Raw genomic sequence first — 15,662 nt, forward strand, 5'->3', positions numbered from 1 at the left:
ATATGTTTTCCTGCTAAACAAAACAAGGGGCCAAATTAGGCCCCTTAAAATATTTTTATACAGATATGAAAATGTTCTTATTGGGAAGATTTGAAAATCAATCCAAATGATAAATTTCCATGATATTTTTAAGAATCCCATCAAAATCGATTTTTAAATCGATTAATCGTCCACTATGGACATCAAACACCCAACCGTGCACTTTTAATCCTCTGTCCCTTGATGCTTTTTGAATAGTGGCCGTTTTGATGATGTTTACACACTGTTCCTGAACGTTCAGTTCCACCAAGCGATTGTAGCGCTTTTCTTCGTCCTCAATAGCATTGAGCTCGGTTTTGTGCAAACGGTAAACATCGCGTATATTCCTCAACCAAGGGTTTAAAATGCCCAAATCGGCAGATTGCATGGCTGCTTTTACGCCCCCGCACAAATAGTGCCCGCATATTACCACATGCTCTACCTTTAAATGGTTTACGGCATAATCTACGACCGACATGGCGTTGAGGTCGGTACCTACCACCATATTGGCAATATTCCTGTGCACAAAAACATCTCCGGGGCCCAGCCCCATTAAATCTTCCGCGGTCACTCTGCTGTCCGAACAGCCTATGTACAATAATTTTGGACTCTGCCCTTTTCCTAAGTCATTAAAATACTCGGGGTCGAGCTCCAATTTACTTTCTATCCAGTTTTTATTATTTTCAAAAACAATGTCTAATTTCATGTTACTTTTTATTTCTTAAATTAAATGTACTAATTTTTATAAGAACCCAAATATTTATGCGGCATTTTCACGTTTTGTTATAAAAAATTCCGTGAAACTTTTGGGGTTGTATACTGTCCCTTTATTTGATATCAATTTAATTTCAATATCCTTGTCTTTTGATTTTATTGCAAAATCGTCTAATATTTCAAGGATATCATAATTAAGGTTGATAGTCTTTCTAACGTCCAATTCCAGCAACGTATTATTAGGAAGTTTGTTTAATTCGTTAAGAATGGCGCCTTTGTTAAGGAAAGATACCTCCTCGGCCAATGTCATTTTTACAACATGTCCCCCGTCTTCTTTCTTTTCAATATGAAGGAAATGAGAATTTTGATAACTCTTTATTAAAATTGAAGTAATCCCAACGGCCAATCCCAGCCCAATGCCCACCAGCAAATCGGTAAAGACAACACCCAAGACAGTAACGATAAAGGGTATAAACTGTCCTTTTCCTAATGAGTACATTTGCTTAAAAAGTGCCGGTTTTGCCAATTTATAACCCACGATAAATAAAATTGCGGCCAATACAGCCAAAGGTATCCTGTTTAAAATATTTGGGATTATAATTATTGAAGACAATAGTAAAAACCCATGAAGAATTGCCGAAAGTTTGGTCTTCCCGCCCGATTGTATATTGGTAGAACTCCTTACAATTACCTGCGTAATCGGCAACCCGCCAATTAATCCAGAAATAATGTTCCCCGTTCCTTGCGCAAACAATTCCCTATTGGTTGGCGTAACATTTTTATTTGGGTCCAACTTATCTGTGGCCTCCACGCACAACAAGGTCTCCAAACTTGCAACAATAGCAATGGTAACACCTGTCAGCCATACTTGCGGGTTGGTAAGAGCCGCAAAATTCGGGAATGTAAATTGCCCGAAAAAAGAGGCCGCATCCTCTGGAACGGGAACCGATACCAAGTGCTCTTCTGCTATAGAAAATAACGACGATGGGTCTATTAACAAATAATAAGCAACACCAACAAGTACGGCTACCAGAGGACCCGGTATGATTTTAAATATATCGTTCTTTTTCACTAAAACTTTCTCCCACAACAATAAAATAAAAAGGGACATTGCAGTTACTAAAATAGCCCCGGGCGAAATAAAGTTGAGCATCTCGCCCAATGCAGAAAATGTGTTTTCCCCATCGAGTTGAAAGAAATCCAAATCCCCTTCATAATCGGTATCGTAACCAAATGCATGAGGAATTTGCTTTAAAAAAATAATTATTCCTATGGCCGCCAACATTCCCTTAATAACCGAAGAAGGAAAATAATACCCAATAATCCCGGCTTTAACGAGCCCTAAAATAATTTGAATTGCTCCCCCAATAACCACGGCAACTAAAAAGTTCTCAAAGCCAAGGGTGGCAATAGCCCCCAATACAATTACTGCAAGACCTGCAGCTGGGCCACTCACCCCGATTGATGATCCACTTATACTACCAACAACTATACCGCCAATTATTCCGGCAATTAGACCGGAAAATAAAGGGGCACCACTTGCCAATGCAATTCCCAAACATAAGGGAAGTGCTACAAAAAATACGACGAGACTCGCCGGTATATCGTTTTTTAAATGCTTGAACATATCTATATTATTTATTTTGCTTCCATTTTTTTAAATGAAAGCGAATTAAAAACTTTCCTCACTAAGTGAAATTTGAATGTTCCGGGGCTTGACCCGAAATCTAAATATTTTCATTACTAAGTGCCTTGCGGACTTGCCCCGAGGTAACTGTCTAAAAAATATGTAATACAAAATATTAAGCGATATGTTCCGGAGGAGGTATAATAACGTCCATTACCTGGTCACAGGAATGGTGCATATGGTAATAATAAGCATTTCTATTGCTTGAATATTGCGAGAAATAAAGAAATTCATCTTTTGGATAAGGAAGCCCTTTTATCTCTTTTATTTCTCCGGTATTAGAACCTTTTTTTTCTTCTTCTACCAAACTATAAAAACAGGACACGTCCATATTCTTCTCAACTACTTTAATTACCGCCGGGGTAATTATGAACGAGCAGAATATATATAGAAAAAAGTAAACAATTATTTTCTTGGCCGTATTCAATATCTATTATTTTCAGTAAAAGACTCAAAGATATAATAAATATGCAATTTTTGTGTTAAGGTTCTTTTAAATATCTTTTATTTCCTTAATTTCTGATGAAGGAATCCAACCGATCTTTCCATCGGCCAGTTTAATTTTTTTCCATTCGCCCAAGGTATTCATAACATTCACCTTCGTACCTTCATGCAACAAAAACACTTCTTCGCTGCCCATATTGGGCTCGGACATGACAGAAGTTTCTTTTGCAAAAACAATTGCCGGATTGTTGCTTTGGGCTATTCCATGTTGATTGAAGGCAAATCCCAAACTCGATAATGAAGCTATTAAAGAAAGCGCACTAATGGCAAAATAAAAACGTTTTTTTAACTGATAGCGGGAAAAATAATACAAAAGGAACAGCACTACAAATAATACCATAAAGGCTATGGAAAGAACTGCCCAAGTATTATAGGATAGCCTGCCTATTACATTTTCAACCAATTTATCGACTCCTGTTTGGGGCATTACGTCTATGGCATCGACCGTCATATTTTTGGCATACGTAAGGTTGTTTTGTATATCCTCATCGTCGGGGTCCAACGACAGGGCCTTTTCATAATAATATATACTGGGCGCTATCTGGTTAAGCTTGTAATAACTATTTGCCAAATTATAATACAATGCCGGTGATTGTTCTCCGTTCTCAGAAACTTGCAGGTATTTTTCAACAGCTTCTTGGTATTTTCCGTTTTTATAAAAATCGTTCCCGGCCATAAACAAATCCTCGTTTTGGGCAAAAACAGGAGCAATAACCATGAAAAACAATACCATGGCAATACCTATTTGTATTTTATTACCATTTCTTATCATGACCTAAATTGTTTGTCTATTAACGATATAACTTCGGCGGCCTTTTCATAATCCTTTTGCATTTCTGCAATTGTACTTGGGGAATACCTGGCCAGCTCACAACTTTTTAACAACGCTATAAAATTGTCCACAACATCATCTTCAACTCCTTTGGATAAGAGTAGCTCACTTATTTTTTCCTTGCTGAACTCTGATGTTACAATTTTTAGCTTTGCCTTAAGGTAATTATGCAGGGCCCGCTCCAACGATTCATAAAAGGCTTCTTTGTTCCCTAGGTTCTTTTTGGCTTCCGAAAGGTATTTCTTGGCAAGCCTGTTTGCTTTTCTCACACGGTTACCCACTACATCGCTAGCCATTTCGGCACGTTTCCTGCCAATTGTTATTGCTATGGGAATTAAAAGCAGTGGCCCAAACAGAATGACATAAAATAAAGTTGAACCAAAGAACACTTTGGCGTCCTTGGGTGTTAAGGTTGTATTTAATTTGATGAACCTAAATTGATTTGCCGCTGCTGAAATGGGTTGCTTTGTTACTCCCGGTCCATTTGAAGCCACAGCATTATCGGCTTGTGCGGCAGAAGGTCCTTCGTATACATTTATAAGTGTTTGTTGTGAGGTTACCGTTTTATATTTTTCTTCTTTAGGGTCGAAATACGAAAAAGCTACGCCGGGAATCGGGTATTTTCCTTTGTATTGTGGCACGATGGTATAATTATCGGAAACTTTTCCGTTCATCCCTGCCAGAGAGGTTGACACCTTCTCCTCAAATTCAGGCTCGTAAACTTCCAAAGAACTGGGAAGCGTGAGTTTTGGCAAATCGAACAGTTTTAAATTTCCGTTGCCGGTTACCTGTATTTTAGCCGTTAACGATTCGCTAGCCTTTAAATCGGTTTTGGTAACAATGACGTCAAAATTAAACTGACCCACGGCTCCCGTAAACCCTGCGGGCTTCCCTTCTTCTGGCAAGGGTTGCACGCGAATGGTACGCTGTCCTGCCGTTACTGTTTTATGGGTTTGTGTGTAAAGTCTTCCCCCAAAAATATCCCTTCTGTTGGTTGGCACATCTACGGTTACATCCAACGAAAGTGGCTCTATTTCAAGCCTTCCGGTTTTTTGAGGGTACAAAACCACCCTTTTTAAAACGACGTAACGATATTGTTTTCCTTTATACAAACCATTTTCAACCTGAAACCTGCTCACTTTAATATCTTGAGACCAGAAATTATTGTATGTCGGGTTGGAATTCGGTATAAAATTGGAAACGTTAATGCTGGGGCTCACATACAATTTATAAACCACGCTTACCGCTTCATTAAGGTATGGGTTGGCCTTAGAAACTTCGGCAACCAAATGCAGGTTGTCATCGGCAATATCATCTACGGACGGCGGTGCATTTGGGTTGTTAACCGCCTCGGTAACATCAATGTTTATGGGCGTGGTTTTATAGGTGTCCCCCGCTATTTCGACTTTTGCCTGCTTGATGGTAAAATTTCCCTTTGCCAAAGGCGAAAGTATGTAGGAATACGATTTTGAAAAGGAACGCTTGCCATTAATCCAGGAATTGCTTACCGATTGGTTGGGGCCCATTAAAACCCTGAACCCATTAAAATCTGGCGGAACAAAATTGTCGCCATCTTTGTTCATTGTAAATTCTATACGCAAACGTTCGTTTACACCAAGATTATCCTTACTAACCTTGGCCTCGAATTTCACGCCTTCTTCCTGAGCCTGCACAGCTCCGGAAAAGCACATAAAAAAAGTAAGTATAAATAGTTTAACGTTCATTTTTACCAATCTTTTTCAGATTTTACCGGTGCCCCTTTTATCTTTTCGGCATTTATTTTTTCTTGAACCTTTTTCTCTTCGTTGTTCATGGCTTCAAGAATATTTTTTACCTGTTGAGGAGATAACTGATTTGGCCTTGGCTGTTGCTGCTGTTGTTGAGGCTTGTCTTCGGGGTTTTTCTTCTGTTGCTCGTTTTTATCGTTTTTTCCTTCATCTTGCTTTTTATCTTCCGGATTGTCGCCTTTTTCGTCTTTATTGTCGCCTTGGTTGTTTTCATCTTTTTTATCGCCTTCATCATCCTTTTTATCCTCTCCGTTCTTATCGTCTTTTTTATCTTTGTCTTGTTGGTCTTTGTTGTTCTGGTCCTGTTTGTCTTTATTTTCGTCCTGGTCTTTGTTATCTTGATTATTATCCTGATTGTTTTTTTGCTCGTCTTGCTGCTTTTTTAGCAATTCTTTTGCCAATGCCAGGTTATAACGGGTCTCTTCATCTGTGGAATCATTCCTAAGTGCTTCTTTGTATGCTTCTACCGCCTTTTGATATTCTTTGTTCTTCATAAGCACATTTCCTAGATTGTGGTAGGCATTGTGTTTTTCTTCTTTGCTCTTTGCGGTGGTTCCAGCTTCTTTATAACGCATAAAAGCCTCTCCCATGCTATCGTCTTTATAATATACATTACCCAAATTGTATTTTGCCTTGGCATTGTCTATACTTTTAGATATTGCTTTTCTGTATTCCATTTCTGCTTCAACCGCATCGTCCTTGCCAGCAAGGGCTTCGTTTCCTTCATAGGTATATCCTATGGATTCTTCGAGCGCTTTTTTCTTCAATTTTTCTTCAGTTGCATCTTGAGCTTTTAAACCAAGCAAGGCAAAAAGTGCCAAAATAGTTAAAAAAACTGTTTTTGGATCAATTGCGGCTTCATTTAAAATTGATACAGCTATGTATTTCTTAATTTTCATCTTCCTTCTTCTCATTAAATAAATTAAGTTTTTGAATCCAAACTGTTTTTCTTTCCAACATAAAAACATCTATAAACAGGAACAGGATGGCCCCGGCAATAAACCATTGAAATTGGTCTTTAAAATCGGCATACTGTTTTGACTCAAATTCTGTTTTATCCATTTTGGTCAATGTTTCCGTAACAAAATCGACCACCTTTTCTGTATTCGACCCGTTAATGTACTCGCCATTTCCTTCTTGGGCAATATCGGTTAAAATTCCCTCGTTCAACCTGGTAACCACCACTTCTCCGGAATTGTCCTTTTTGTACGAATCGATGATACCGTTTATTCTGATGGGAATAGGCCCACCTTTTGTGGTCCCTACGCCAATGGTATATATTTTTATGCCTGCCTTGGTTGCCTTTTCCACTGATTCTACCGCCATGTCTGAATGATCTTCTCCATCTGAAACCAAAAAAAGGACACGGTTTGTCTGGTCTTGATCATCGTAATAGGTTGTTGCCAAATCGATGGCTTCATTAATTGCAGTTCCCTGTGAAGACATCATATCTGTATTCATGCTCTGTAGAAACATTTTTGCCGCAGAATAATCGGTAGTAATGGGCAATTGCGGGTGTGCCTGACCAGCGTAAGCAATAATGCCGATACGGTCGCTCGCCAAATGGTTTATAATTTCCGAAACAATACGCTTGGCTTTTTCCAACCTGTTGGGTGCTATGTCTTCGGCAGCCATACTTTTAGATACATCTATGGCAAAAACAATATCTACCCCTTCCCGCTTAACAGTTTCCAGCTTGGTCCCTATTTTAGGGTTTACCAGCGCAATTGCCAAACATGCTATGGCCAACAATACAAGCACTAATTTAACAACCGATTTAAAAGTTGACTTGTTTGGGCTCAATTTATCCAGCAATATAGAGTTTGCAAATTTTTTCTGCGTCCTTTTTTGCCAGAATTTAAATCCTAAATACAGCAACAAAAGTACCGGTATTAATACCAGCACATAGAAATATATTTTTTCATCCAATTGATACATAATCTATACAAAACTTCTAAAAACGGTATACCGCAATAAATACTCAAACATTAAGAGCCCGCATGCCAATAAAGCAAACATTCTAAATTTCTCTTGGTAATTGTAATATTTAAATTCTTCTATATCTGTTTTTTCCAATTTATTGATTTCCTCATAAATTTCCGATAGCTTTTCATTGTCGGTCGCCCTAAAATACCTGCCCCCAGTTTCGTCGGCTATGCTTTTAAGCAGCTTTTCATCAATCTCCACTTTGCTCATTCCGTATCTATAGCTTCCGTCGGGATTGTAGGCAATTGGCGAAAGCGCCATGCCGTTGCTCCCCAGACCAATGGTATAGGTTTTTATACCATATTCTATTGCTAAGCTTGCGGCGGTCTGGGGCTCTATAAAGCCCGAATTATTTACGCCGTCTGTCAACAATATTATTACTTTGCTTTTGGCCTTACTATCCTTTAAGCGGTTTACCGATGTTGCCAGCCCCATCCCAATGGCCGTACCATCTTCAAGCTGCCCGTATTTTATATCGTTAAGCGACCTCAACACAATGGCCTTGTCACTTGTTATGGGTGTTTTGGTAAAGCTTTCGCCAGAATACACCACCAGCCCAATACGATCGTTTACACGTTCTTTTATAAATTCTGCCGCCACTTTTTTTAATGCTGCCAGCCTATTAGGCTTCAAATCGCGTGCCAACATACTCGAAGAAACATCGATTGCCATAACAATATCGATCCCCCTTGTTGTTTTGGTACGGGTAGAAACATCTTCGGTTTGCGGTCTTGCCATTGCCGTAATTAATGCTGCCAAGGCCAACAACCTTAAAATAAACAGGCCCGGCTTTAATTTGGCAAGGATAGACGGCGCTCCCTTAAACCCTTTTACGCTGGATATTTTTAAGGAAGCTGTTTCTTTTTTACGTTTAAAAATATACCATACAATAGCCAGTGGAAGCAATAAAAACAACCAAAAGAACTGTGGATTTACAAATTGAACATTCTCAAACATCTAGCTTTCCGTTTTAAAATCTATTGAATTGGTAATTTTGTTTACTATTTCATTGGCGTACAAATCGGCCTTATCATAGACCATAATTACCTGTTCGAAACCACCGTTTTGCACAAAACTTAAAATTATATAGGCCGCCTCTCTGTTTTTCCTGGTTTCGGGGTTTTCAATTTCCAATGTACCAAAAACCTTATTTCCTTCTTTCCCGGTAGGGGTGGTAAGCCCTTCTTGCTTTACAACCATATTTTTTGCCCCAGCTTTTTCTACTTGGGCTATAGCGGCATCAATTGCTTTCTTTGCATCAAAATCGGCCTCTTTTTTATAAGTCGACACACTCACTTGAACAAAGAAACCGCTATGCATGCTCCCCGATGAGAATACTTGGTGACTATTGGTTCCCAGGGCTTCTTCTTTTGGTGTTCCCGTTTCTCTTTTTAACACCTTGGGCGTTTCTACATAAATAGCGGGAAAACCATAAGAACTGCCCACCCATTCACTTTCAAGCAACGATTTGGTAGGATGGCCAAAAACGGAGTCTTTCACACTGGAAAAGCCATATTTGTATATAAAAACCCCTAAAACCAACACCAGCACAACTGCTCCCGATGCAATGGCATATTTAATCTGTTGTTTTTTCTTTTTCTGCTTAAAGGCTTCTACGTATTCTTCTTGCTCCATCAATTCTTCTTCGGTTGGCTCGGGCAAGGCTTCTTTTGTTTTTACAACAATATGTTCGATGGTTTTCCGGTCCCTGTCAATAATGGTATTTTCGGGAGTGGATTTTGCAAATTTCACCAAATCGGCGGTTTGTAAAACGTTTTTAAATTGTTTAATGGTATCGTCGTCGATCTTTAAACTTCCAGAATCGCGCAGAAGCTCCATTTTTGTTATCAATTCATCCGTCGTGCTTTCCATGGCCGAAATATGGACATCGTCTTCCAGGTACGAACGGACAATGTTGGTTAACTCTGTATAATATTCTTTGTATTCTGATTGAATAAGGTATTTGGACTCGTCCAGTTTTTTAAGTTCGGCCAAAGCACGGTCGTACGGGGGCAAGAGCGCAATTTTTTCTTCTTCGGTCAATGGTTTTTTTCTAAAAACAAACCAATATAGCAATCCGCCTACAATGGCCGCCGCAACAATTCCCAACAAAAGCCATTTCCACCAATTGCCCATTGGTTTATCTACTTGCGCCAGCCCTTTTATATCGTACATTTTTTGTTTGGTAGTATCTACAGCAACTGTATTTACTTCAATTTTTAATGAATCGGTAAAGTAGGGTTTATTGTTGATCATTATTTGCTGGCGTGGCAACGTATAATGCCCGGAATCGAATTGAGTGAGGGCATATTCTTTTATTAAATTGAATTTATCCTGATTGATAAGCGTATCTGTAGGAAGTGCTTCAACTACTTCCAACGGCATAAAGGTCTGCCCTTCTGGAAAAACAACCTGTGCAGTAGTATCGGTTTCAACTTCTACCTTAAAATGAACCTGCTCACCAATTTTAATAGTTGTTGAATCTACCGAAGATTTTACCCGGGGCGTAGACTGGGCAAAAGCACTTATTGTCATGGCACAAAAAAGCATAACAAACAAAAATGCCTTTACTTTTGCCTGCAATGATATTTCAACACCCTTTTTATTAAAAAACAAATCTGTCATTCTTATTATAAAAAATCGTTTTTATCCTCTTCGTTTAAAATATCCCAATAATTTTTTCACATAACTTTCGTCTACACGGCTGCTCAGTGCCCCGGCACCGCTTTTGGTAAATATGTTTTGAAAATAGCTTACACGGTCTTTATAATGTTGCCCGTACTGGTTTCTCACTTTTTTAGATTTGGTGTTTACAAGCATTAATTCTCCGGTTTCTGCATCTTCCATTTGGACAAACCCGATATTTGGGATGTTTTCTTCTTTTTCGTCGTAAATTCTAATGCCCGTAATATCGTGTTTATTGGCGGCTATTTTTAAAGCCTGTTCATAGTCGTTGGCCATAAAATCTGAAAGCAAAAAGCATATTACCTTTTTTTTACTGACACTCGACATAAACCGAAGTGCTTGGTTGATATCTGTGTTGTGGTTTTCGGGCTCGAACTCAATTAATTCCCTGATAATCCTAAGCACGTGAAACCTTCCTTTTTTTGGCGGTATGTATAATTCTATTTTATCCGAAAACAATATCAACCCAATTTTGTCATTGTTCTGCATAGCAGAGAAAGCCAATGTAGCCGATATTTCTGTGATGATTTCTTTTTTAAATTGATTGGTAGTTCCAAAAAGCTCAGATCCACTTACATCTACCATCAGCATCATGGTAAGCTCCCGTTCTTCTTCAAAAACTTTTACAAAAGGTTCGTTGTAACGTGCGGTAACGTTCCAGTCTATATTGCGCACATCGTCCCCAAATTGGTAATTGCGCACCTCGCTAAATGTCATTCCGCGACCTTTAAAGGTAGAATGGTACTCGCCGCCAAAAATATGATCGCTCAACCGGCGGGTTTTTATTTCAATTTTCCTAACCTTTTTTAGTAGTTCTTTAGTATCCATTTTTCGATTTAAGATTTAAACCTACGATTTATGATTTTAACGACCAGCGATTTCCCAAACCATAAATCATTGTGCACTGTTCCAAAATCTTATGGTACTTCTATTTCGTTTACAATTTTATTTATAATCTCTTCAGAAGTTATGTTTTCGGCTTCGGCTTCATAGGTAATCCCCACCCTGTGTCGCAGTACATCGTGAACTACGGCACGGACATCTTCTGGGATTACGTACCCCCTTCTTTTAATAAAGGCATAACATTTGGCCGCCGTAGCTAAGTTGATGCTCCCCCTTGGAGATGCACCAAAACTGATGAGCGGCTTCAATTCGGGTAAATTATATTTTTCGGGATAACGTGTTGCGAAGATGATGTCTAAGATATATTTTTCTATCTTTTCATCCATATATACTTCCCTAACCGATTCTTGTGCCCTTATTATCTGTTCAATGGTAACCACTTGGTCTACCTTGTCGAACTCGCCTTTTAAATTGGCACGGATAATTAATTGCTCTTCGTTTAACTTAGGGTAATTTATTACTGTTTTCAGCATAAAACGGTCTACCTGAGCTTCGGGAAGCGGGTATGTACCTTCTTGTTCTACCGGGTTTTGCGTGGCCATTACCAAGAATGGCTTATCCAGGATAAAGGTTTCGTCGCCAATGGTTACCTGTTTTTCCTGCATCGCTTCCAAAAGAGCCGACTGTACTTTAGCGGGGGCACGGTTAATCTCATCTGCCAAAACAAAATTTGCAAAAATAGGGCCCTTTTTTATGGAGAAATCGTTTTCCTTAATATTGTATATCAAAGTTCCTACCACATCGGCAGGCAAGAGGTCTGGCGTAAATTGTATCCTGCTAAAAGTACCATGGACTGCCTTGGACAAAGTGTTAATAGCCAGTGTCTTGGCAAGCCCGGGAACACCTTCCAGTAAAATATGCCCCTGCCCCAATAAACCAATTAACAATCGTTCTACCATGTGCTTTTGCCCCACAATGACCTTGTTCATTTCTAAGGTTAAAACATCTATAAAAGCACTTTCTTTTTCTATTTTTTCATTAATAGCATTAATGTCTAATGTAGTATTTTGCTCCATTTATGTTAATTTTTTTAAGGCGTTAAGATAACACCAACAATAATATGACGCAAATTGAAAATTTATTTAGACTGACGCTGTTAACAATTGGTTAAAAAATAAAGAGCAGCCTAAAGATTAGGCTACTCTTAGTATTTTTTTTGTAGTTTATTAACTATTGAAGGGTAATATCGCCTATGGCGGTTGCTTCTCCGTCTACAACTTCTACGGCTTCAATGCTCATTTCCCCAAAGGCTGATCCTTCGGCCGGGGTTAACGTTAAAATATATGTTCCTGCTGGAACACCTTCTAAGGTAAATGCCCCATCTGCGTTGGTATCGGCAGATACAACTTCATCATCTACAATTACAGAGGCTGTTACGGTTGTATCGGCATTTATTACCGTTCCTGTAATGCTTCCTCCGGTTACTGCTTCCAGCTCGATAGAACCTATATCGGCCACTTCACCGTTTTCTACGGCTACATCTGGAACCGTTACCTCAGCATAACCAGATGCTTCATCGGGGGTTAAAACCACTTCGTAAGTTCCGGCAGGCACGCCGTTCAACACAAAAATACCGCTATCGTCCGTGTAGGTTGTAATGGTATCTTGTTCTTCGGTTACTACCGAAGCCAATACTTGGTAATCTGTTGGAACAACAGCACCGGCAATTCTACCCGAATTTACTTCGGTACTTGCATTGATAACAGGTTTTAAAATATATTTCCCTGATTCTCCTGCTTCTACCACAGATTTTTCGGCATCAAAGTCTAAAATAATTTCATACGAATATCCGCCGTCCAGTTCAACATCGTCGAATTTGATCTTTAACCCTGACTGCTCGGCACTTGGCGTATCCAATGGAAGTTCTTCTCCATCAACTACTACGGTATTATTGTCCCCCAATACCAAACGTAGTTGTTCAATTTCGCCTGCGGCGATTTCATTTTCGGCCAAAATTACACTGGCCCCACCGGTAAGTTCCAACAAATCGTATACTCCTGCATTAATTTCCCCGATACTTTCCCAACCACTTTCGTCGTCATCGGTACGGTTTATCAATACATCTTGAATATCTACATTTACTTTTTCATAATCTCCCGGTGCGTCTACTAACTTCACGGTTACGTTAGACATTTCATCAGAAGGGATATCTGTGTTGGTATCATCATCATCACTACAACTGGTTGCAACAAATAATATTGCTAATAACATAAGTAGGCTGCTCGACAATCTTCTAAGATTTTTCATAAATAGGTTTATTTAATTAATATTTAAGTTTTAAGAACACCTTGCGCAAGCGGTCTGCTATTATCTACGGGAGCTTAACATTTTATAGATGTTAACGAATGTTAAGATTGCTTGTTAAATAATGATGCTTTATATTTTTCCGTAATTTAGATTAATGGGGCTTCATTTTTAAAATCCCCCTTAACTTACTGCAAACAATACTGTTTACAGATTTCGGGATGACCTTATTTGAGAAGAAAGATGAACACCTTCAGCAAAAAAAATGAGCATGAAAAATAAAATTGCACTTATTACCGGTGCCACAAGTGGTATTGGCAGGGCCACGGCCAAAGTATTTGCCAACAATAACATTGATTTAATTCTTTGCGGAAGAAGGACCGACCGACTTGAGAATTTAAGACTGGAACTTTCAACTTTTGTAAAAGTGCATATCCTGCAATTTGACGTAAGGGATAAAGATACCGTTTTAGAGGCCATAAAAACCCTTCCCGAAGAATTTAAAAAAATAAATATTTTAATTAACAATGCCGGGAACGCCCATGGACTGTCGCCTATTGACAAAGGCGATATAGACGACTGGGATGCTATGATGGATATAAACGTAAAAGGATTGTTGTATGTATCTAAGGCGGTAATACCCGGAATGGTACAACAAAAATCGGGACATATAATCAATATTGGGTCTACGGCCGGAAAAGAGGTATATCCCGGCGGCAATGTGTATTGTGCCAGCAAACACGCGGTAGATGCCATTAACCAAGGAATGCGCATAGACTTACATGCCCACGGGATACGTGTTGGCGCCGTAAACCCTGGTTTGGTGGAAACCGAATTTAGCAAAGTCCGCTTTAAAGGCGACACAGACCGGGCCAATGCCGTATATCAAGGCTTTACGCCTTTAACTCCTGAAGATATTGCCGACATAATCTACTTTACCATTTCACGCCCGCCACATGTTAATATTGCCGACCTTATTGTAATGCCTACCGACCAGGCCACCAGTACGATTGTAAACAAAAATTAGCAACTGTTTTTTTAAGGTCCGGACCCTATTTATAATGAAAAAAGAAAGTAAAATGCCATAGTTCTTTTGCTTTACACTTCAACTTTATATCTTTAGAGGGAACTCTTTATGCATACATTGCTATTATGATTAATAAACGTCTCTTAGTAAAAAACCTATTGGCTCACAACGATGAGAATAGTTTTTACGATAAAAAGCGTTTTATAAATATCGGGGATAAGGAAGGCAAGGCAAAGTTTATAAAACATTTATGTGCTTTGGCAAATTCCAACCCCAAAAACAATTCTTTTATCGTTGTGGGCGTTGAGGATGAAGACAACAAAATTGTTGGGGTCGATTTTTTTGACGATAGTAAAATCCAGAATTTGGTAAATGCCTATATTGACAATGCCCCCATTGTTTCTTATGAAAACATTTATTTTCCCCAGCTTCCAGAAGGAAAAGTGGTTGGATTGGTTACCATTCGGTCTTCGGGCAAACTTGCGGCACTTAAAAAAAATATCTGGAAATATTGGGGCGGTTCTGTTTTTTTTAGGGACGGAAGCATGAGCATGCCCAAAGTATTTGATATTGAAATAAAAGATACCAATTCTGCCATTGTTGCCGAAATAGAACAACATGCCAAAAACAACATCGAGCTTACCCTGGACGGGGTTGTTGATTTTTTGAACAACAAACACGCCGATTTAAGCTCTAGCTACAAGGTTTTTAAGGAGCAGTTTGTAGTATGTTGGGCGGGCATAGAAAAAAAAGTGAAAGACACAACATATTATTCCCGGGTTGATATTGAACTTATAAACGAACAGGTAAAATTATTTTATTCGGCTTTGGATGAAGTTGAAATAAATTATGACGACAATACTTTTTCTACCACAGAATACGTACAACTTGGCCTGAACAACCATAAAAAATTCTATCCATTGGAAAAGGTTGAAATTTGTTTCCATGACAATGGTTCATACAAAATAGACAGCACGTTGATATTCGAGCCCCCGCAATACGATAGAAAAATGCTTTATCATATTTTTAATACCAACAACACTATTTTAGAAAAACTAAAAAAAGGGCTTCCATTAAACAATCAGGACGAAAAAGATTTAAAAAACATTCCTGCCACGCACTTAATTTGCTATTTAAACGGGTTTAACGGTGCCAAACAAATGTTGGAAGATTACCGCTGGTACGTAAAAGAACACAACAAAGATGTGTATGCTTCGTTAAAAGAGGCTTTGCGTATTTTAAGAAAAGTAGATTATTCATAGCCGGCCAAGTCTC

14 protein-coding genes are annotated in these 15,662 nt (G+C 38.9%); 2 read left to right on the top strand and 12 right to left on the bottom strand.

Features of this window, described 5'->3' with window-relative positions:
- Window positions 1–97: 97 nt before the first annotated feature.
- The 12 genes from UXI14_RS16525 to UXI14_RS16580 all read right to left on the bottom strand — a co-directional run bounded on the left by UXI14_RS16525 (window position 98) and on the right by UXI14_RS16580 (window position 13,363).
- The gene (locus UXI14_RS16525; protein WP_277900379.1) at window positions 98–724 is read right to left on the bottom strand and encodes a carbonic anhydrase; all 627 of its coding nucleotides are present in this window, start codon (window positions 722–724) and stop codon (window positions 98–100) included.
- A 54-nt stretch (window positions 725–778) separates the two neighbouring features.
- Entirely contained in the window at window positions 779–2,359 is a 1,581-nt protein-coding gene (locus UXI14_RS16530; protein ID WP_335967097.1) for a SulP family inorganic anion transporter, read from the bottom strand.
- Between the two features lie 175 nt (window positions 2,360–2,534).
- Entirely contained in the window at window positions 2,535–2,846 is a 312-nt protein-coding gene (locus UXI14_RS16535; RefSeq protein WP_277900381.1) for a hypothetical protein, read from the bottom strand.
- Window positions 2,847–2,912: 66 nt separating this feature from the next.
- Entirely contained in the window at window positions 2,913–3,695 is a 783-nt protein-coding gene (locus UXI14_RS16540; protein ID WP_335967098.1) for a tetratricopeptide repeat protein, read from the bottom strand.
- Window positions 3,692–5,479: a BatD family protein gene (locus UXI14_RS16545; RefSeq protein ID WP_335967099.1), complete on the bottom strand. Its 1,788-nt coding sequence runs from the start codon at window positions 5,477–5,479 to the stop codon at window positions 3,692–3,694. Before UXI14_RS16545 ends, UXI14_RS16540 begins: the two co-directional genes overlap by 4 nt.
- A gap of 2 nt (window positions 5,480–5,481) precedes the next feature.
- Window positions 5,482–6,456, bottom strand: a complete 975-nt coding sequence (locus tag UXI14_RS16550; RefSeq protein WP_335967100.1) for a tetratricopeptide repeat protein — start codon at window positions 6,454–6,456, stop codon at window positions 5,482–5,484.
- Complete coding sequence (locus tag UXI14_RS16555; protein ID WP_335967101.1) at window positions 6,431–7,480, bottom strand: VWA domain-containing protein; 1,050 nt, start codon at window positions 7,478–7,480, stop codon at window positions 6,431–6,433. The genes UXI14_RS16550 and UXI14_RS16555 overlap by 26 nt, the downstream gene beginning before the upstream one ends.
- A 3-nt stretch (window positions 7,481–7,483) precedes the next feature.
- On the bottom strand, window positions 7,484–8,485 hold the full coding sequence (locus UXI14_RS16560) for a VWA domain-containing protein (RefSeq protein ID WP_335967103.1): 1,002 nt from the start codon (window positions 8,483–8,485) through the stop codon (window positions 7,484–7,486).
- Window positions 8,486–10,153, bottom strand: a complete 1,668-nt coding sequence (locus tag UXI14_RS16565) for a hypothetical protein (RefSeq protein ID WP_335967104.1) — start codon at window positions 10,151–10,153, stop codon at window positions 8,486–8,488. It abuts the gene before it with no gap.
- Window positions 10,154–10,174: 21 nt separating this feature from the next.
- Window positions 10,175–11,041, bottom strand: a complete 867-nt coding sequence (locus UXI14_RS16570) for a DUF58 domain-containing protein (protein WP_335967105.1) — start codon at window positions 11,039–11,041, stop codon at window positions 10,175–10,177.
- An 89-nt stretch (window positions 11,042–11,130) separates the two neighbouring features.
- Entirely contained in the window at window positions 11,131–12,132 is a 1,002-nt protein-coding gene (locus tag UXI14_RS16575) for a MoxR family ATPase (protein ID WP_335967106.1), read from the bottom strand.
- Between the two features lie 154 nt (window positions 12,133–12,286).
- A complete protein-coding gene (locus tag UXI14_RS16580) occupies window positions 12,287–13,363 on the bottom strand; it encodes a DUF4382 domain-containing protein (RefSeq protein WP_335967108.1) in 1,077 nt (358 codons plus the stop codon).
- 268 nt (window positions 13,364–13,631) lie between these two features.
- On the opposite strand from UXI14_RS16580, the gene UXI14_RS16585 reads away from it, so the two are divergent.
- Both UXI14_RS16585 and UXI14_RS16590 read left to right on the top strand, forming a co-directional pair.
- Window positions 13,632–14,387, top strand: coding sequence for an SDR family NAD(P)-dependent oxidoreductase (locus UXI14_RS16585; protein WP_335967109.1), 756 nt, complete (start codon window positions 13,632–13,634; stop codon window positions 14,385–14,387).
- A 125-nt stretch (window positions 14,388–14,512) separates the two neighbouring features.
- Window positions 14,513–15,649 (top strand): ATP-binding protein, encoded by a 1,137-nt coding sequence (locus UXI14_RS16590; protein WP_335967110.1) that lies wholly within the window; start codon window positions 14,513–14,515, stop codon window positions 15,647–15,649.
- Window positions 15,650–15,662: the final 13 nt, after the last annotated feature.

The sequence above is a fragment of the Galbibacter sp. PAP.153 genome (assembly GCF_037029175.1).
GTDB lineage: Bacteria > Bacteroidota > Bacteroidia > Flavobacteriales > Flavobacteriaceae > Galbibacter > Galbibacter pacificus.